This window comes from Chromobacterium phragmitis, assembly GCF_003325475.1.
Lineage (GTDB): Bacteria > Pseudomonadota > Gammaproteobacteria > Burkholderiales > Chromobacteriaceae > Chromobacterium > Chromobacterium phragmitis.
Genome location: NZ_CP029495.1, coordinates 3224994 through 3243672, shown reverse-complemented (window position 1 = coordinate 3243672; position 18679 = coordinate 3224994). Strand labels below are relative to the sequence as shown.

General features: G+C 63.0%; 15 protein-coding genes and 2 tRNA genes. 5 read left to right on the top strand and 12 right to left on the bottom strand.

Features of this window, described 5'->3' with window-relative positions; translation table 11 throughout:
* Positions 1–8: 8 nt before the first annotated feature.
* The gene (locus tag DK842_RS15370) at positions 9–5252 is read right to left on the bottom strand and encodes a PAS domain S-box protein (RefSeq protein WP_145964051.1); all 5244 of its coding nucleotides are present in this window, start codon (positions 5250–5252) and stop codon (positions 9–11) included.
* Positions 5253–5512: 260 nt separating this feature from the next.
* On the bottom strand, positions 5513–7999 hold the full coding sequence (locus tag DK842_RS15365; RefSeq protein WP_114062223.1) for a two-component system response regulator: 2487 nt from the start codon (positions 7997–7999) through the stop codon (positions 5513–5515).
* A 397-nt stretch (positions 8000–8396) separates the two neighbouring features.
* On the opposite strand from DK842_RS15365, the gene DK842_RS15360 reads away from it, so the two are divergent.
* Together DK842_RS15360 and DK842_RS15355 are read left to right on the top strand one after the other, a co-directional pair.
* Positions 8397–8648, top strand: coding sequence for a hypothetical protein (locus DK842_RS15360; RefSeq protein ID WP_114062222.1), 252 nt, complete (start codon positions 8397–8399; stop codon positions 8646–8648).
* Positions 8649–8672: 24 nt separating this feature from the next.
* Positions 8673–8876, top strand: coding sequence for a hypothetical protein (locus DK842_RS15355; RefSeq protein ID WP_114062221.1), 204 nt, complete (start codon positions 8673–8675; stop codon positions 8874–8876).
* A gap of 103 nt (positions 8877–8979) precedes the next feature.
* On the opposite strand, the gene DK842_RS15350 is transcribed toward DK842_RS15355, so the two are convergent.
* From DK842_RS15350 to DK842_RS15340, 3 genes are all read right to left on the bottom strand, one after another.
* Positions 8980–9070: transfer RNA gene (locus DK842_RS15350), tRNA-Ser, on the bottom strand.
* A gap of 51 nt (positions 9071–9121) precedes the next feature.
* Positions 9122–9212: transfer RNA gene (locus DK842_RS15345), tRNA-Ser, on the bottom strand.
* A gap of 59 nt (positions 9213–9271) precedes the next feature.
* The gene (locus tag DK842_RS15340; protein WP_114062220.1) at positions 9272–10399 is read right to left on the bottom strand and encodes a GNAT family N-acetyltransferase; all 1128 of its coding nucleotides are present in this window, start codon (positions 10397–10399) and stop codon (positions 9272–9274) included.
* A 68-nt stretch (positions 10400–10467) separates the two neighbouring features.
* Between DK842_RS15340 and DK842_RS15335 the strand changes: the two genes are divergently transcribed.
* The 3 genes from DK842_RS15335 to lolA all read left to right on the top strand — a co-directional run bounded on the left by DK842_RS15335 (position 10468) and on the right by lolA (position 14044).
* Positions 10468–12060, top strand: coding sequence for an NAD+ synthase (locus DK842_RS15335; protein ID WP_114062219.1), 1593 nt, complete (start codon positions 10468–10470; stop codon positions 12058–12060).
* Between the two features lie 133 nt (positions 12061–12193).
* Positions 12194–13324: a hypothetical protein gene (locus DK842_RS15330; RefSeq protein ID WP_114062218.1), complete on the top strand. Its 1131-nt coding sequence runs from the start codon at positions 12194–12196 to the stop codon at positions 13322–13324.
* A gap of 99 nt (positions 13325–13423) precedes the next feature.
* A complete protein-coding gene (gene lolA / locus DK842_RS15325) occupies positions 13424–14044 on the top strand; it encodes an outer membrane lipoprotein chaperone LolA (protein ID WP_114062217.1) in 621 nt (206 codons plus the stop codon).
* Positions 14045–14107: 63 nt separating this feature from the next.
* Here lolA and DK842_RS15320 read toward each other — a convergent pair whose 3' ends face one another.
* The 7 genes from DK842_RS15320 to radC all read right to left on the bottom strand — a co-directional run bounded on the left by DK842_RS15320 (position 14108) and on the right by radC (position 18655).
* Positions 14108–14662: a flavin reductase family protein gene (locus DK842_RS15320; protein WP_114062216.1), complete on the bottom strand. Its 555-nt coding sequence runs from the start codon at positions 14660–14662 to the stop codon at positions 14108–14110.
* Between the two features lie 44 nt (positions 14663–14706).
* Complete coding sequence (locus tag DK842_RS15315) at positions 14707–14994, bottom strand: hypothetical protein (RefSeq protein WP_145964050.1); 288 nt, start codon at positions 14992–14994, stop codon at positions 14707–14709.
* A 209-nt stretch (positions 14995–15203) separates the two neighbouring features.
* Positions 15204–16439 (bottom strand): DUF3443 domain-containing protein, encoded by a 1236-nt coding sequence (locus tag DK842_RS15310; protein ID WP_114062214.1) that lies wholly within the window; start codon positions 16437–16439, stop codon positions 15204–15206.
* Complete coding sequence (locus tag DK842_RS15305; protein WP_114062213.1) at positions 16436–16879, bottom strand: DUF2844 domain-containing protein; 444 nt, start codon at positions 16877–16879, stop codon at positions 16436–16438. Before DK842_RS15305 ends, DK842_RS15310 begins: the two co-directional genes overlap by 4 nt.
* 198 nt (positions 16880–17077) lie before the next feature.
* Positions 17078–17452, bottom strand: a complete 375-nt coding sequence (locus DK842_RS15300) for an oxidoreductase (protein ID WP_114062212.1) — start codon at positions 17450–17452, stop codon at positions 17078–17080.
* Positions 17453–17605: 153 nt separating this feature from the next.
* A complete protein-coding gene (locus DK842_RS15295) occupies positions 17606–17857 on the bottom strand; it encodes a hypothetical protein (protein ID WP_114063759.1) in 252 nt (83 codons plus the stop codon).
* 123 nt (positions 17858–17980) lie between these two features.
* Entirely contained in the window at positions 17981–18655 is a 675-nt protein-coding gene (gene radC / locus DK842_RS15290) for a RadC family protein (protein ID WP_114062211.1), read from the bottom strand.
* Positions 18656–18679: the final 24 nt, after the last annotated feature.

Sequence of the window (18679 nt, the reverse complement as noted above, 5' to 3'; positions counted from 1 at the left end):
ACCGGCTCTCACGCCGCCGTCAGCAAGCCCTTGACGATGGAGATCGCCTGTTCGAACTGGAGCCGCTGCACGCAGGACGCCACCTCCAGCACCGAATCCTGCCGCTCGCCCAGCTCCCAGCCAAGCAGCTCGTCCACCAAATCGATCGCCGCCAGATTGCTGTCCTCCAGCAAATCCAGAATATCCCACAGTTGCGTCTGCCAGTCGCGGACCGACAATCCACGCGAAGGCTCCGCCAGTTCATCCGGCAGATTGGCCTGCAACTGCTCGACGCTTTCGTCCAACAGCGCGCTCAATTGCCGGACCTGCTCGTCGGCCACCTCTCCTCCCGCCCTCACCCGCTTGTCCAGCTGCGCGGCAAGCTTGCTCAACGCCCGCGCCCCCATGGTGGCGGCCAGGCCTTTCAGCGTGTGCAGCGCGGCAGCCTGCTCGGACACCGCGCCCAACTGTCGGTGCAAAGCGATGGCGGCGAGCAAGTCCTCGCACTCCGGCCGGAATGTGGACAGGGCGGTGCGATAAACCCGTCGCTTGTCGCCGAAACGTCTCAGTCGCGACGACAAAGGCTCGATCAGCGCATCGTCGTCGTCCGCCTCCGGGGCCGGCTTGAGCTGCCCGCCCTCCTGACGCGCCGGCTTGCGCCCGGTCAGCTCCAGCAGTTTGGGCACCAGTTCGTCTATGTCTATCGGCTTGCCGACATGGTCGCTCATTCCCGCCGCCAGGCAATCGGCGCGGTCCGCCTGCGAAGCGTTGGCCGTCATCGCCAGAATGGGCAGCGCGCGGCAGTTTTCATCCGCCCGGATGCGGCGCGTCGCCTCCAGTCCATCGATGTCCGGCATCTGCACATCCATGATCACGATGTCGAACGGAGGGTCCGCCGCTATCGCTTGGTCGACGCCGGACAAGCCGCCTTCGGCCATGCTGACCTGCGCGCCCTCGTCCAGCAGCAATTCCGACGCCACCTGGCGGTTGAGCGCGTTATCCTCCACCAGCAACACGCGCAGGCCTAGCAGGCGCTTTAACGCGATGGGAGCCCGGGCCGGCCGCGTGCGGCCGCCGCCTATCACCGAACGGGTAACGGCATCCACCAATTGCTGCGGCGTGATCGGCTTGGTCAGGAAATCGTTGAACGGCGGGTTTGGTCCGTCAGCCACCTCGGCCAGCACTTCGCGGCCGAAAGCGGTGACCATGATGATGACCGGCGGCTTGTCGTGCGCCAGCTGCTGCCTGAGCATCTCGGCCACGCCCACGCCGTCCAGCCCCGGCATGCGCCAGTCCATCAGCACCACATCGTAGCGCCGGCCGGCGGCGCTGGCCTCGCCCACCTTTTCCAACGCCTCATCGCCACCATCGGCGTATTCGGCGCGCCACCCCACCGTGGCGATGGTGTCCACCAGGATTTCGCCGGCCAGCGGATTGTCGTCCACCACCAGAATGTCCAGCTGGCGAGGCACCACCGCCGGCGTTTGCGCCAGCACCCCTTCGCCGGCCAGGCCCAGCGGCACCTCGAACCAAAAGCGGCTGCCGCAGCCCAACTGGCTCTCCACCCGCAGCTGGCCGCCCATCAATTCGATCAGGCGCTTGCTGATCACCAGCCCCAGCCCGGTGCCGCCGAAGCGGCGGGTGGTGGAGGCTTCCGCCTGGGTGAAGCCTTCGAAAATGCGCGCCAGCTGTTCCGGCGCGATGCCTATCCCGGTATCGCTGACCTCGAAGTGCAGCAAGACGCCGCTCTCTTCGCGCCCGCGCTCGCTCACCGTGATCACCACCTGGCCCTGGGTGGTGAACTTTAGCGCGTTGCCGGCCAGGTTGATCAAAATCTGCTGCAGCCGCAGCCGGTCCCCACGCAGCATGGACGGCAGCGTCGGGTCCATGCGGAACAGCACTTCCACATCCTTGTCGCTGGTATTGCCCGACAGCACCACTGCCAGGTCCCGCATCAGGCTTTCCAGATCGAACGGGTGCTGCTCCAGTTGCAGCTTGCCTGCCTCCATCTTGGAGAAGTCCAGAATATCGTTGAGCAGGCCCAGCAGCGACTTGGCCGCGGCCTGGGTTTTGCCCACGTAATCGAGCTGGCGGTCGTCCAGCCGGGTATGCAGCAGCAATTGCAGCAGCCCCAGCACCGCGTTCATCGGCGTGCGGATCTCATGGCTCATATTGGCCAGGAATTGGCTCTTCACCACGCTGGCCTGCTCCGCCTGCTGCTTGGCGGCCAGCAGGTTCTGCTCATAGGCCCGCTGCTCGGTGACGTCCAGATTGATGCCGGTGACGCGCGCGTTTTCGCCGCTGCACTCCAGTCGGGCGCTGGCCTGAACGTAACGGAGCGTGCCGTCCGGATGCACGACGCGGAACACCTGATCCATCAGGTCGCCGTGCTCGGTCACCGCCCTCAGCTCCGCCTCCACCCCCGCCGCGTCGTCGGGGTGCACCCGCTCCAGCCAGTGGCGGTACTCCAGCCCCCGCTGCGCCAACTCGCCCGGCTGGCCGTAGATTTCGAACATTCTCGGGTTCCAGCTCAGCCGCCGCTCCGCGGGGGACCAGCTCCATACGCCCAGCCGGGCTACCTCGGACGCCATCTGTAGTTGATCCCGGGTCGCCATCAATTCCCGCTGCTGCTTCAGGCGCGATGTGATGTCGGTGGCGATGCCCAGATAGCCGACGACCAGCTCGTCGCTGTCCCGCATCGCCGTCACGGTCAGGGAAACCTGCAGTTTCGAACCATCCTTGCGGACATAGGTCCAGTCCCGCGTCTCGGCGCCGCTGGCTTCCGGCTCGTGCACCAGCGCGCGGAAACCCTCTATCTGGCGTTCGTATTCGGCGCTGAGCTCGACGCCCCTAGTCTCCAGCTCGTCGCGCAGATGGAAGTGCGCCAGCGTCGCCTGGCCTACCATTTCGCCATCCTGGTACCCCAGCATCCGCTGGGCGCCGCTATTGAACAGAGAGATGACGCCATGGACATCGGTCGCAATGATGGCTACCTCGGAAGCCGCGCGCAGCACGTTGGTGAGCAATCGGTGCAACCGCGCCAGTTCGGCGTCCGCCAACCGGCGCTCGGTGATGTCGATCCGCAGCGCGACGTAACGCTCGATGCGGCCGCTGTCGCCGACATGCGGCACGATCACGGTGTCGAACCAGCGCAGCCTGCCGTCCCGGGTCCGGTTGCAAATCTCCCCGCGCCAGGCCCGGCCCGAAGCGATGGCGTTCCACAGCGACTGCCAGAACGACACCGGATGCACGCCGGCATTCAGGCAACGGTGGTCCAGGCCCACCAGCTCATCCCTTCCATAGCCATGCGCCAGGCAAAACAGATCGTTGGCTTCCAGGATGCGTCCGTCGACATCGGTGACCGAATACAGCAACTGCTGGTTGATGGTGGCCAGCAGCAGCTCCTTCTCCTTCAACGCCGCATCCAGCTGACCGCGGCTTTCCACCAATTCCGACACGTCATGCACGATCGAGTAGAAGCCGACCACTTCCCCTTCCACCTCATCAGGCAAATAATGCACCAACGAATGGCGAACCACGCCGTCCGGACCGGGAATCTGACGCACGAAAGTCTGCGCTTCGCCGCCGAACACCGCCTCGACATGAGACAGGTTGGCCTGGTACAGCTCTTCGCCCAGCAACTCTCGCAGACGCTTCCCCGGCAGCTTCTCGTGATCCACGCCGAACCATGTGTGGAAGGCTCGGTTAGCGACCCGGTTGACTTGCTGCCGGTCCCAATAGCCGATCATCGACGGCACCGCGTCCAGCACCGTCTGCAGCGTGCGCCTCGCTTTTTCCAGCTCTGCGGTGCGGCCGGCCACCTGTTGCTCCAGGCTGTCGTTCAAGGCCTTCAATTCTTCCTGCGCCCGACGCTGTTCGCTGATGTCGCGCACCACCTTGGAGGCGCCGACCACCTGCCCCTCATCGCTCCATACCGGAGAGATCGACACCGACACCGCGAACAAGCCGCCATCCCTTCTCTGGCGCGTGGTCTCGAAATGGGAAATCCGCTCTCCTCTCGCGATCTTTTCCAGAATGTCGGCTTCCTCCCGCCGCTTGTCCTCAGGCACGATCAGTTCGGACAAGGACCTGCCTATGGCTTCGTCGGCTTCATAGCCGAAAATCCTCTCCGCGCCGAAGTTCCAGCTGGTGACCACGCCGCTAAGCGTCTTGCTGATGATGGCGTCGACCGATCCCTCGACAATGGCGGCCAGCCGGCTCTGCGCCGCAGCCAGCTCTCGGCGCCGCTGCCGGTTTCTGCCTATCACCAACACCAGCAGACTGGCCATCGCGCTGACGCCCAAACCGATCAGCGCCACCAGCGTGGCGCTGGGCAGCCGCAAGCTGTCGACAAAGCCCGGCCCAGCATCCAGCCGCAATCGCCATTCCCGGCCGAACAGGTTCTGGCTTGCCACGACGCTGGCCGCCGGCCTGCCGCTAACGGCAGGCCCGCTCCGAAAAAAAGGAACCGGCGCCGGCCCGCCAACGTCGGTCAACTCGACATGGACTCCGGGCAAATCATTCAGCAACCCGCGGAACGCTTCACGCGAGCGGACAGGAACGTAAACCCAGCCAAAGCAAGCCTCCGCCCTCCCAGCCTCGCTGGCTGGCATCGAGCCGCCATGATAGACCGGCAACATCAACAAAAAGGCCTGGGCCCGCTCTTCCGGATGCTGCACCAGTACGATGGGCTCGGTCAGCCTGGCCATCCCGGAACGCATGGCGCCCTCCGCGGCCTGCCGGCGCGCGGCATCGGAAGCGATGTCCAGACCGATGGCTGGCCGATTGCCGCTTTCCGGCTCAAGGTACAGGATGACCGCTCGTTCCCCCGCGTGCGGACGCAACTGATGAACCGTGAAGCCGGGCGCGCCATCTCGCCGGGCTCGCTGCTCGAAATCCGGGACGTCCCGCTCCCGAACCCGCTTGATGTAGCCTATGCCCAGCGAGCCGGGAAACTCGGTGGCGATGTCCTGACTCAAGCCATACGCGCGAAACCGCGCCCGGCTGATGCCAGCGTCGCCATTGCTGACGATGACGCCGCGCGCGCCGTTCAGGCCGAACTGGTAATGCTGGATCCTCGCCGCCACACTCTGCGCGAGTTGCCTGCCCGCCCTCCGCAACTCGGCATCCACTCGCTGGCGATTGTCAAATGCCACCTCCCACGCCAGCACCAGGCTCAGCACCGCGCCAAGCAGCAGCAAGGACAAGGCCGCCAACGGCGCGGGCAAGAAAGGCTTCTTCATCCAGACAGACAGATCGAAATGTCCGTTCAAGGCAGGCTCCCCGTTTCGCGCCGCCGACAAAACCGCTGAGCCTGCATGGTGCCTGTTCCCGTGCGGCTTGTCCTGCCCGCGTCGGCGCCTCCGAACCCAGATGCCCTACCGGTTTTTGCTAGCGGCTTTCATGACTTTCAAACTCGGCCTCCCGGCCCGGATGGGCGCGCGCCGCGCGCTGGAGGCGGTGCCGGTCGATGTTGCATGACCATCGTTATCGCATGCCGACATCCATGCCTCGCCGCGGCCAGAGGGTTCCTCTATTGCGCCTCCCCCGCGATGGCCAATCTGGGGTCGATGTTCAGCAAAGCGTCTATCTCGTCGGCCGGCGCAGGCTTGCCGTAGTGATAGCCCTGCATGATGTGGCAGCCCAGCTTCAACAGCTCACTTGCCTGCCCCTCCTCTTCCACGCCCTCAGCCACCAGCCGCAGATCCATTCCCTGAGCCATGCTGACGATAGCGGCGACGATGGCGGCGTTGTGGCGGTCCGCCAGCATGTCATGCACGAAACTTTGGTCTATCTTCAGCACATCCAGGGGAAACAGCTTCAAGTAAGACAGGCTGGAATAACCGGTTCCGAAGTCGTCGATGGCGATCGAAACGCCAAGGCTTTTCAAATCCGCCAACACGTTCATCGTGCGTTCCACATCCTGGGCCAGCACCCCCTCGGTAATCTCCAGTTCCAGCAGCTCGGCGGGAAAACCGGTTTCCTTCAGCACGGTTCGTACCGAATCGCAGAAATCGGACCCCATCATTTGCACCGCGGACACGTTGACCGCGATGCGCAAACGATGCCCCAGCCCCCCCCAACGCTTGCCGTCCTGGCAGGCCTGTCGCAATACAAACAGGCCAAGCGGCACGATCAAGCCGGTTTCCTCCGCCAGCGGAATGAAACTGGATGGCGAGACAATTTCCTCTTTGTCATTGCGCCAGCGCAGCAAGGCCTCCAGACCCACCACGCTGCTATCCCGCGCATCGACCTTGGGCTGGTAATACACCAGGAACCCGCCCTGCTCCGCCCCCATCCGGATGTGTCGCTCCAGCGCCTGCCGCGTCAGCAGCGCCTCTTCGATCTCGGCGGAGAAAAAGCGATACCGGTTGCGGCCTTCCTGTTTCGCGCGGTACATCGCGGCGTCGGCGTGGCGGTACAACTCTTCCTGGTTGACGCTGTCGTCCGGATACAGGCTGACGCCTATGCTGCCCGACAAGTCGTACACGTTTCCGTCCAGTTTGTAGGGTTCGGAAATCAACTTGAGCATTTTGCCGGCCAGCACGCCCGCCTGCTCGATGGCCCCCATATCCGGCACCAGAACGATGAATTCGTCGCCGCCCTGCCGGCTGACGGTGTCGCAAGGCCTCACGACGCCCATCAGCCGGCGCGCGACCTGCTTCAGCAGCAAATCGCCCACCGAGTGTCCCATCGAGTCGTTGATCACCTTGAAGTGGTCCAGATCGATGATGTAGAGCCCCAGCCGCTCGCCATTGTGCACCGCCTGCTGCAAAGCCTGCTGGGTCCGGTCCTGCAGCAGCATCCGGTTGGGCAGATTCGTCAGCGCGTCGTGATGGGCCAGATGGGTCATCTTGACCGCCATCGCCCGCGCCTCGCTGACATCGTGGAACACGATGATGGCCCCGGTCAGGTTGCCCGCGTAATCCAGAATGGGCGCGGCGGAATCCTCCACCTCCAGCAACTGGCCGTCCCGCCGCTGCAGCGCGCAGTTCATCGCCATGCCCACGGTACGCTTTTCGGACAGCACCAGACGGATGGGATTGAACATCCCATGCCCCTGGTTGCTCTCCCGGAGCGGCATCACTCGCTCCACCGGCTCCCCCACCGCCTCTCTGGACAGCCAACCGGTCATATCCTCGGCGATTGGATTGAGAAAGGTGATGTTGCCGTTGGTGTCGGTGGCGATCACCGCGTCGCCTATCGAGTTCAATGTGATGCGGATACGCTCCTTCTCGTCATACAGCGCCTGCTCCGCGCACCTGCGCTCGGTCACGTCGGTGATCAGCATCAGGAAGCCGGGACGCCCGTTCTCATCCGGCCGGAACACCAGCGATACCTGGCCGTACAGCAAACTGCCCTCGCGCCTGATGAAAGTCAGATCGAACGATGGGCAGTTGCCGCGCAGCACATCCTTCAGATGCTCCTCGATGGCAGCGTAATTGGCCTCGCCCAGCACCTTGCGCACATGCATCCCGCGCATGGTGGCGGCGGCGATGCCGAACCAGTGGCCGACGGCGTCGTTGCAAAACTGATTGCACAGGTTTCCACCCCAGTGGGCGACGAAAGCAGGCAGATGCTGCAGCACGTCGGCCAGGTCTTTCTTGGCCAGCGCCAACTGCCGTGTCTTCATCTGCAATGCCAGATGGGTCTGGATGCGCGCGCGCGCCACCGGCACGTTCAGCGGCTTATGGAGGAAGTCGACGCCCCCCAGGCTCAATGCCTGCAACTCATGCTCTCGCTGGTCATGCGAAGTGACGAAGATGACCGGAATGTCCCGCAGCCGCGGGGACTCTTTGATCGCCTTGCACACCGCGTAGCCATCCATGCCCGGCATCTCTATGTCCAGCAAGATGACATCGGGAGAGCTTTTCTGCATGATGTCCAGCGCGGCCTTGCCGCTGGTGGCGAAACGCACCTCTCCCAGATCGCGGACAGCCTCCCGGATCACGTGGATATTGCTCGCCACATCGTCGACGATCAAGATTCTCGCCTGCTCGCGCCGCAAATCGTTGAACATCTGGCTTCCTTGTGACTGCCGTCCGGCAGCGAGGCTTTTCGCATCTCGGCCTCCGGCATGCCGGAACGCTGTTCAAATATGCCGTTGTCTGCCATCCATTGTAGCGAGGCGATCAGGCCATTTTTAGGGGAAATGCCGCCTACGCCAGGCCTGCGCCCGCGAAAACCGCGCCCAGCGCGGCGCGGAAAAACGAGGGTAAGTATTTGCACTAGGCTGCATTTAATTCAGATGCAAACAAAATTGATTGCAAGCGCCTTTGAACACATGCGCGGCAGTCCTCAATAAGCTGCCGCCCATTCTGCCTGCCGCGTCATTCCATTGCCCCCAAGGAACCGCCCGGCTCCACGCCCATCCTGAAAGCGGCATATGGGCTTTTTATCCCTCCGAATGGCCCCGCATGGAAAAGGCCAGCATCCAGGAGCTGCGCCATGGACCGAAACCCTATTCCGCCATTGCTCAATTACGCCTGCGATCCCACTTGCCTGGACGCGCCAGGCTGGCGGCCTCCGGCATCGTCAGTCACCGGCACAAAGAGGGCTACCGCTTGTGCGCCGCCACGCTGAGCCTATTGCTGGACATGGCTCGAATCGACGTCGGCGTGATAGATGATGCCGCCGACCTGTCCTGCGAGTTGAAACCGCGCGGCTAGAGCGTAGCGCGCACGCCGGACACCATGGAGCCAGGCGACGATTCGATCAGTTGCGGCGACATCGGCGTGCTGCTGGATCGCCAGCGCAGCCATATCTATCTGGTGATCAATGCCGGCAATCCATCCATGCCCGATACCGCGGACCACCAGTCCATCTCGCCGCACCCGCTTCAGGTCGCCGGCAATGGCGCCATGCCGCAAACCGGATTTTTCCCGCGGGCGGATTGAAACGACAGAAATAGAGGTGCGCGTTTTTCTCTCAGTTTCACGCGGGAATGGAAAATGAATCGGAAATGCGAAAAGCCCCGGCATAGGCCGAGGCTTTTCAATTTGGCGGAGAGGGGGGGATTCGAACCCCCGTTAGGCTATTAACCTAAACACGCTTTCCAGGCGTGCGACTTAAACCACTCATCCACCTCTCCGGAGGTGTCTTGCTAATTGCCGAAACCGCCAGGCGATTCCGTAATGAATTCTGGCGGAGAGGGGGGGATTCGAACCCCCGTTAGGCTATTAACCTAAACACGCTTTCCAGGCGTGCGACTTAAACCACTCATCCACCTCTCCAGAACCCTGGACCGATACGCTGGGCGTTTCGCTCACAGAGGCTGCGCAGTATATAAGCCCTACTCATCCCGCGCAAGTGTTTTATAAGCCGAATGGGAAAATAACTGATCGACATAATCCACCACGCCGGCGCGCTCTCGCCGCAGCCAATCGGCGATGGCGGAACGGAACCGCGGATCGGCGATATAATGCGCGGAAACCGTCCGCTCCGGCTCGAAGCCGCGGGCTTGCTTGTGCTCGCCCTGGGCGCCGCCCTCGAATCTCCCCAGCCCCTGACGGATGGCATACCCCAGCCCTTGGTAGTAGCACAGCTCGAAGTGCAGGCAAGGCACTTCCTCCAGCGCGCCCCAGTAGCGGCCATACAGCGCGTCGCCGTCCCGGATGCACAGGCTGGCGGCAATGTCTCTCCCTTCCCTGCTGGCGATGAACATCGCGCAATGCCCGGGCAGCCTTTCGCCTATCCGCCGGAAGAAGTCCAGGCTCAGGTAAGGCAATGAACCGTGCGCCAGATAGGTCTGCCGGTAGCAGCGGTAGAACAGCGCCCAATCCTCCCCGGCAATATCGCCGCCATCCAGCGCGCGCACCGTCACGCCGGCATCCGCCACCTTGCGCCGCTCCTGGCGTATCTTCTTGCGTTTGTCGCGGCTCAGCGAGGACAGGAAATCCTCGAAGTCGCCATAGCCCCGATTGCGCCAGTGAAACTGCACGCCCTCGCGCAGCAACCACCCCGCCTCCCGCAGCCGGCTCGCCTCGTCCTCCGTCGGAAACAGCACGTGGGCCGACGACAGGCCGTTATCGTCCGCCAATTGCCGCAGCCCGGCGATCAACTTCGCCTGCTCCTCCGCGCCGCCCAGCAGCCGGCTGCCGGTCACCGGGGTGAACGGCGAAGCCACCACCAGTTTCGGGTAATAGTCCAGACCGGCGCGGGCGTAAGCCTCGGACCAAGACCAGTCGAACACGTACTCGCCGCGGTTGTGCCGTTTCAGATAGGCCGGCGCCAGTCCCACTGTCCGCCCATCGCGCGCCACCCCCAGCGGCAACGGCCGCCAGCCCGTCTCGCCGCCGACGCAGCCGGTTTCCTCCAGCGCCGCCAGCCACTGGCGGCCGACGAACACGCCCGCGCCCCCGCCGGCCGGCCACGCAGGGTGCTCGATGGCGGACACGCCGTCATACAGTTGCAGCTGCAATGCTTTTCCTTTCTGAGAGCCTGTTCAGGTAAAATCGGACGATCAAGAATCATCGGTGCTCTCTCAAGATGCGTATCGCACTCGCCCAGTTCAACCCCGTGGTCGGCGACATCGCCGGCAATGCCCAAAAAATCGTCGATCTCGCCCACGCGGCCATGGCCCAGGGCGCGGACATCCTGCTGACGCCGGAGCTGGCGCTGACTGGCTATAGCCCGGAAGACCTGCTGCTGCGCGACAGTTTTTACCGAGAAGTGGCGCGCGGCCTGGATAGGATCGAGCAACTGGACGACATCACCGTGATCGTCGGCCATCCGGCCAAGATAGGCAACGAGCGCTTCAACGCCGCCACCGTGCTGCGCGACGGCCACCGGCTGGGCCAGTATCACAAGATGCAGCTGCCCAATAACGAGGTGTTCGACGAGTGCCGCTACTTCACCCCGGGCGCCGCGCCGCTGGTGTTCGAGCAGAACGGCGTCAAGGTGGGCGTGCTGATTTGCGAGGACATCTGGCATCTGGAACCGGCCGCGGAAACCGCCGACGCCGGCGCCGAGCTGATCGTGGCGCTGAACGCCTCCCCCTTCCACCGCGACAAGGTTGAAACCCGCCAGCAGATGGCGCGCTTCCGCGTCGAGGAGACCGGCCTGCCGATGGCCTATGTCCAGATGGTGGGCGGCCAGGACGAGCTGGTGTTCGATGGCGCGTCGTTCGCGCTCAACAAGTCGGGCGACGTGGTCGCCCAGGCAGCAGCCTACGACGACGAGCTGCTGCTGGTCGACTACGCCGACGGCGACTTCCTGCCCGGCAAGCGCGCCGCGCTGCCGGACGCGCTGGAGAGCGTCTACCGCGCGCTGGTGGTCGGCGTGCGCGACTACATCGGCAAGAACGGCTTCCCCGGCGCGCTCTTGGGCCTGTCCGGCGGCATCGACTCCGCGCTGACGCTGGCGGTGGCGGTGGACGCGCTGGGCGCGGACAAGGTGCATGCGGTGATGATGCCCTCGCGTTACACCGCCGACATTTCCGTGACCGACAGCCGCGACATGATCGCCCGCCTGGGCGTGAAGTACGACGAAATCGAAATCTGGCCGATGTACGAAAGCTTCATGGCTGGGCTCGCCCCGTCGTTCGCCGGCCTGGAAATGGACACCACCGAGGAGAATCTGCAGGCCCGCATCCGCGGCACCCTGCTGATGGCGCTGTCCAACAAGAGCGGCAAGCTGGTGCTGACCACCGGCAACAAGTCCGAGATGACCACCGGCTACTGCACGCTGTACGGCGACATGGCCGGCGGCTTCGCCGTGCTGAAGGACGTGGCCAAGACCCTGGTGTTCGAGCTGTGCCGCTGGCGCAACACCGTGTCCGACGTGATTCCGGAACGCATCATCACCCGCCCGCCATCGGCCGAGCTGCGTCCGGACCAGAAGGATCAAGACAGTCTGCCACCGTACGAAATTCTGGACGCCATCATGGCGCGCTACGTCGAGGATAACCAGTCGGCCGCCGACATCATCGCCGCCGGCTACGCCGAGGCGGACGTGAACCGCGTGGTGCGGCTGCTGAAGATCAACGAATACAAGCGCCGCCAGGCGCCGGTGGGTCCTCGCGTCACCCCGCGCGGCTTCGGCAAAGACTGGCGCTACCCGATCACCAACAAGTTCAGCTGAACCGATTTTGGGCGGCCTCTCGACCGCCGCAAAAGGTCAAGAGCATAACCATTCCAATCGAGATACAATCACGGAATAGACAGACGATCCGCCAAGATCGCCCACCTTGGACATTCACAGGACCTTGATACCGATGATCCGCATGAAACTGGCGGCCGCCGCCGCCCTCTCTTCCCTCGCCCTGCTCGCAGGCTGCGCCACGCCGCTGGCCGGAAAAACGCCGGACGAAGCCGCCCGCAAGGTGATGGTGCAAAACTGGCAAAACGCCAGCTACAACTTCGACGCCCAGATCGGCTTCGACAAACTCGCCTTCTCCGGCAAAGATTCCAAGCTCGCCGAACCCGAAATCGCCGACACCATAGACCAAGTCGGCCGCTCGATCCGCATCCAGGTCAGCGGCGCGCTGGACGCCCCCACCGGCCGCCTGGAGGCCATACCCGAGCTGCGCTTCGAACGCCGCAACCTGCTGGCCAGCGTCAAGGTGCCGCTGCAGTTCCACGCCCAAGACATGTCGCTGCTGGTGGACCCTTCCGCCGTCGACCTGTTCCTGCCCTCGCTGCGCAAACAGTCCGGCAAGTTCATCCGCGCCAAACTGCCCGCCGACATGGCCGCCAAGATGCCGCTAAAGGAAATGTACCAGGCAATGCCGCAGGTCATCGATCAGGCCTATGCCGCCGTGGACAAGCAGGCATTCAGCTTCCAACCGCTGGACGCCTACGCCGGCGAAGTCGGGGCACGCTACAAGTTGCGCATGACGCTGAACCACGAACAGGAACAAAAACTGACCCTGCAGATGCTGGATGGCTTGGCCAAAGTGGCGCGTGAGCAAGCCAAGCAGCCGAATGACAAACTCAGCGCCGAGGCGATGATCAGGCTGGTGCAGGGCTTCGTCAGCGCGGCGCCGGCGAGTTTCGGCAAAAACCTCACCGTCAGCGACATCTATGTCAGCCGCGGCGGCGATTTGCTCGCCATGCGCCAGCAGATACACATCGAAACGCCGGAATTCAATGGCGATGCCTACGTCCATACCCGCTACAGCCATTACGGCAAGCCCCAATTCGTTTACCAACTGGGCGAAAGCGACATCGTCGACTACGACAAGCTGGAGCTGCCTAAATGGCTGAAAGGCGCGGACAAGCTGGTGTCAGGCGAACACGACGAGGCCTCGGACGAAGTTGCCGCTGCCGCGCCCGCCGAGCCGTACGTTCAGCCTCAGATCAAATCCAAAAAGAAAAAGCAGCGCAAGGCTCGTCGCGCGCAATAATCGCTGACATTTTGCCAGGCCCGGGGGCAGAACCGGGCCGCCGCTTTTCTGTCCCATCCTTTTCATCCCCGTCCGGGCTTTCCGCGAGGACCTTCACGCATGAAACCGTTATTCCCGGCGCTGGGCGCCGCCGTCATCGCCGTTTGCCTCGCCGCGCCGGCGCAAGCCTCCGCCGTCGCCCAGCTCAAGGCTTTCGTCTCCGGCAGCAAAACGCTGACCGCCGACTTTACCCAAACCGTGACCAACAAAGGCAAGCGCGAGGAGGCAAGCGGCCGGCTGGAAATCGCCCGCCCCGGAAAATTCCGCTGGGAATACACCAAACCGTATTCGCAACTGATCGTCGGCGACGGCAAGACGCTGTGGATCTATGACCAGGACCTGGCCCAGGTGACGCGCAAGGCGCAAGGCGCGGCGCTGGGCTCCAGCCCGGCCGCCCTCTTGGCCGGCAACAATGAAATCGAACGCAGCTACAAGCTCAACGAAGCCGGCAAGCAAGGCGATCTGGAATGGCTGGCCGCCAGCCCCAAGAAGCAGGACAACACCTTCAGCGCCATCCGCATGGGCTTCAAGAACAATACGCTGGCGGAAATGCAGCTGACCGACAGCTTCGGCAACGACACCCGCATCGTTTTCAGCCGGCAGCAACAGAACGCCGCGCTGCCGGCCAACCGCTTCGCCTTCACCCCGCCCAAGGGCGTGGACGTGGTAAGCGGCGACTGACTCGGCGCAGGGCCTGCCTAGAATTCAGACCGACGGCCGCGCCCTGCCCCCAGGCCGCGCGACTCAACCTGCCTGGAATGACTCGCCGGTGGCGAAAAATGCGCCGCCCGAAATATAGTGCAGACTGCGCTTGGCGGCGTCGGAAAAAGTCCAGCGGCCATCGCGATAGACCTCGTCGTCGGCCTGGGCTGCGATGACCTCCCCGATGAATAGATCGTACTGCCGCTGGTTATGCGGTTCCGGCACCACCTTGCACTCGAGGTAGGCGATGCAGCCGCCCACCCTGGGCGCGCCCACTTTCTGCGCCGGCAGAGGCTCAAGACCGCAGGAAGCGAACTTGTCCCGTCCATGGCCGCTCTCGCTGCCCGCTCGCACCACCTGAGCCGCCTGGGCGCGGCACGGGATGTTGAGCACGAATTCGCCGCTGGCCTCGATCAGCTCGCGGGTGCAAGTGGACTTGTCCACCACCACCAGCACCTTGGGCGGATCGAAATCCAGCGGCATCGCCCAGGCCGCGGCCATCACGTTGCGCTTGCCGCCTGCCGCGCTGCTCACCAGCACCGTCGGACCGTGATTCAACAAACGATAGGATTTGGCCAGTTCCACATCCGCCAGCATGATTGCCTCTGTCGCGCTAAAAACGACCATTCTAGCAGCAAGCGTCAGTTCAGCGCCCCGGCGCCGAGATGGCACAACAGCTGCTGCAAACCGCGGTCCCTGGCCAGAATGGATTCGATCAGCTTGCTGCGGGAGGCGATATGGTGGTCGGCGCGCCAATCCTTCAACAACGACACGCCCAATTCGAAATAAGCCGAATCCAAACCGCACAAGCGCCTTAAATCAAACGGCAGACCGAGCTGCAAGCCCGCCGCCATCCGCAACAACACCGCCACTTGCTCCGGGTCTTCGCTTTGTTCCAGCAACTGGCGCAATTTCTTAGCCGCGTTCACAATCATCCCGAAATAAAAATGACATTCAAATGTAGCATGAGACGAATGCTAGCTTAACTGACATTTTGTGCTGGCCATATAACAAAAAAAGGCCCGGAACGCGCCGGGCCTGTTTGCCATGATCCTCAAGCACAAAGACAGAGGAGATGTCATCGTGATGACGATTGCGTTATAGAACAGAGATTGTTGCACCGCAAGATCAAACTAGTTCAGAAAATATACATCGCGCCGCTGCCCTTGGGGTTGCTTCTGCCGGCGAAGCCGATGTACACGTTGCGGCCATAGAAGAAAGGCAGTCCCCAGTCGAAATAGCTGGAAAACACGCCGCCGCTGGGCGCGGCGATGCCGGGTATCGCCGCATAGTTATTGGTCGCCAGGTACTGGGCGCTGATCACGCTGAAGTTGACCGTGCTGTTGCTGGCGCCGCTGGAAAGCACTGCGCTCAAATTTTGCTGCGACGCCGGACAGAACCAAGTCGCGCCATACAGCGCGCAAGTGGCGATGCCCGCGTCTGGGAAAAACAGGATATTCGAGCCGCTGTCGAGGAAGCTCCGGTAGTTGGCCCCTTTGTACAGCGTGTTGATGGTATAGCCGTCGGATGAAACCGGAAACGCCTGCGCGGCGGACGAAATCGCATTGTTGCTCTGGGTGCCGATGCCGAAGATCAGCGATCCCGTCGCCGTCGCCGCTCCCGTCGTCGCCAGGCTGGGCAATTGCAGCAACACGCCGTTGTTGTCGCCGCTGAACGCGCCCACCGGATTGGCCACCTGCTGCGCGGTCGGCACGGCCCCCTGCACGCAGCTGGAAGCGCCAGCACAGAGGTAATACAGCGAATTGGCTGAATTAGTGGCGCAGCTGTCGCCGCAATCCTGCAGATTGAGACCCACGCCTATGATGCCGTTGGCGCCCAGCCCGCTCAGGCTGCCTTCGTTGCTGCCCAACGAGGAGCAGGCCGCCGGAATCGTGGTATAGACCGGATCGGAAATCACCTGGACAGGCAGGGAGCTCGCCGTCTTGCCCGCCATCTTGACGTCGGCAAGACTGACCGCCCCCCAAGTGATGCCGTCGGCGAACTGCATGCACTCCACCACCTGCCGTCCGGCCACCAGCTGGCTGCCCAGCGCGGAACGCAGCGAGGCGCTCATCGCCGATGACAATATGCGCAGGCCGCTGGAGCCGGTATCCACCAGCACATGATCTATGGTCTGGCAATTGCCGGCGCTGCCAGGCGCGCACACCGTCACCGACACATAGGGCAGATTCAATTCCACAATGGAAGACACCGGCCCGGCGTCCACCGTCATCGCCACGCTGTTGGCGGAAGTGCTGGTCGAGCCGTTATTGCTGCCATCGGAAAGATTCCCCCCTCCTCCGCCCCCGCCGCCGCAGCCGCTCAGCAGCAAGGCGACACATAGCAGCGCTCCAACTATCGCGCCGCTCCTCATGGCAACTGCTCCGGACTCACCCCGGCCGGCACCAGCGCAGCGTCATAGGCGAAACCGGCAAAATCGCCGACGCGCCCACGCGTTTGCACCACCATGCCACCTATGGTCCCTCTCATCACGTTCAAGCCATGGCGATTGGCTTGCTGCGCCTGGCGATACGCCTGGAAATAGCTGCCCAGCAACTGCTGCAGGTTCGGCAGGGTGGCGCCGCTCCAGGCAACGGCGAATACCGTGCCATCGGCCGCCACGTATTGCCGGATCACGCGCCCCGCCGCATCCTGATCCTGCACCACGCGATACGGCGCGCCGTTTGGCGCCGCCGTCATCTGCCGGCCTGCGACTGGAGCGGATGGCGACAGATCGATTTTCTGCCCGAGCGCCGCGCAGGCCAATCCTGGCATCAGCGCCAGCGCCCAAGCGCTCTTGAATGGCTTGAACATACACTACCTCCCTCTTGCATGGCCATGAAGACCTTCCTGCCTTCCTGCGATGGCGAGCCTCACGAGCGCCTTCCTTCAGCATACAAGAACACTGGCCGCCCCAACTCTCGATCCGACAATAAAAAAGCGGGAGGCCAAGGCCTCCCGCATCCCCTCGTTCGGCCTCCCCATGCAACCCGGGCAGCCTCACATTTAAAATCAGTAGCTTAACTCGTCATGCCGCGTTTCCACCCAGCGTCCCGCGCCCAGCGACAACATCAAAAGCGCCACTCTTTCATGCACGATCACCGTGTGCGTGTTGCCGGAAAACTGCATGTAGCGGCGCAAATCCTCTCTCACCTTGCGCGAGCCGGTAACGTCGATGATGATGTCGACCCTATCGCCCTGCTCGGCGATCTCGATGAAGTTGTCGGTCACCGCCACGCCGCGCTCCTTGGCCAGAAGCACGCCAGGCAGCTGCAGATCCAGATCCGCCACGCCGACCAGCTCGACAAAAGGCGCATCCAGCAACTGCTTCAGCAAAGGCGTGCCCGTTTCTCCGACTCCCACCATGCCTATCCTGAATTTCCGCATATCCGCTCCGCGCGCTCCATTTATGACTGACAAATAACTGTCGCCACTCTAAAACATCGCAACTTGACTGGAATTGAGGCAAATCAAACCACCGCGCCAAATGGAAATGGCCCGGCGACGCCGGGCCATCATTGAAATGCGATGGAGAGAAGGTCAGTGCAGATTCTGCTGGGACAGAAAGCGAAGATAACCCAGTCCCTCCAGCCAGAAACCGCCATCGGCCAACGGCGTGGCATCCGTCAGGTCCGCCACAGTCAACACTAGCTCCTGGCCATCCAGCGTGGCCTCCAGCACTACGTCATCATCGTCGGAAAACTCTTCGGAAACCGCGTGGAAGTCCGGCTTGACGAACTGGTTGTTGACCTGAATGTAATCCGACTCATTCAGCAAACGCATGATGTTCATGATGACCTCCTTCAAATGCGGTGGAGACAAGGTCAAGCAGACAGTTTCTTGTTGGCGGCCCCGTCACCGGCGACGGCACTGTCGAACCGCCGCCGCACCGGAAACCGCGTTCTCACGCTACCGCTACAGCCAACCACGCTCGGCGAACGACTCCGCATGCCCGCCGGTCACGACAAAATGGTCAAGTAACCTGATATCGACCAGTTCCAGCGCCCGCTTGAGCGTATCGGTCAGCACCCGGTCGGCGCTGGACGGTTCGCTGACGCCGGAGGGGTGGTTGTGCGCGACGATCAATGCCGCCGCGTTGTGCCGCAGCGCCCTGCGCAACACCTCGCGCGGATACACCCTGGTCTCGGTCAAGGTTCCTCTGAATACTTCTTCGACTTCTATCAGCCGGTTTTGTGCCGACAGAAATATCACAACAAATGTTTCGACCTCGCGCCTGCCTATGCTCAACCGCAGATAATCGCGCACCTGCTGCGGGCTGGACAGCGCGTCGCCCAGCTTCAGTTGCTCGGACAGCGCGCGGCGCGCCAGCTCGGTGCAGGCCATCAGTTGCGCATACTTGGCCTCGCCCAAGCCCGGCGTCGCCTTGAACGCCGGCAGCGTGGCGGACAACAGGGACGACAGGGAACCGAATTCCTGCAACAGCCGTCGCGCCAGCTCCACCGCGTTGACGCCCTTGATGCCGGTGCGCAGGAAGATGGCCAGCAGCTCGGAGTCGTTCAGCGTCGCCGCGCCCTGGCTCAACAATTTCTCCCGCGGGCGCTCGGATTCCGGCCAACTGGCGATAGACATCGCGCATCCTCCTTCTGGCTATAG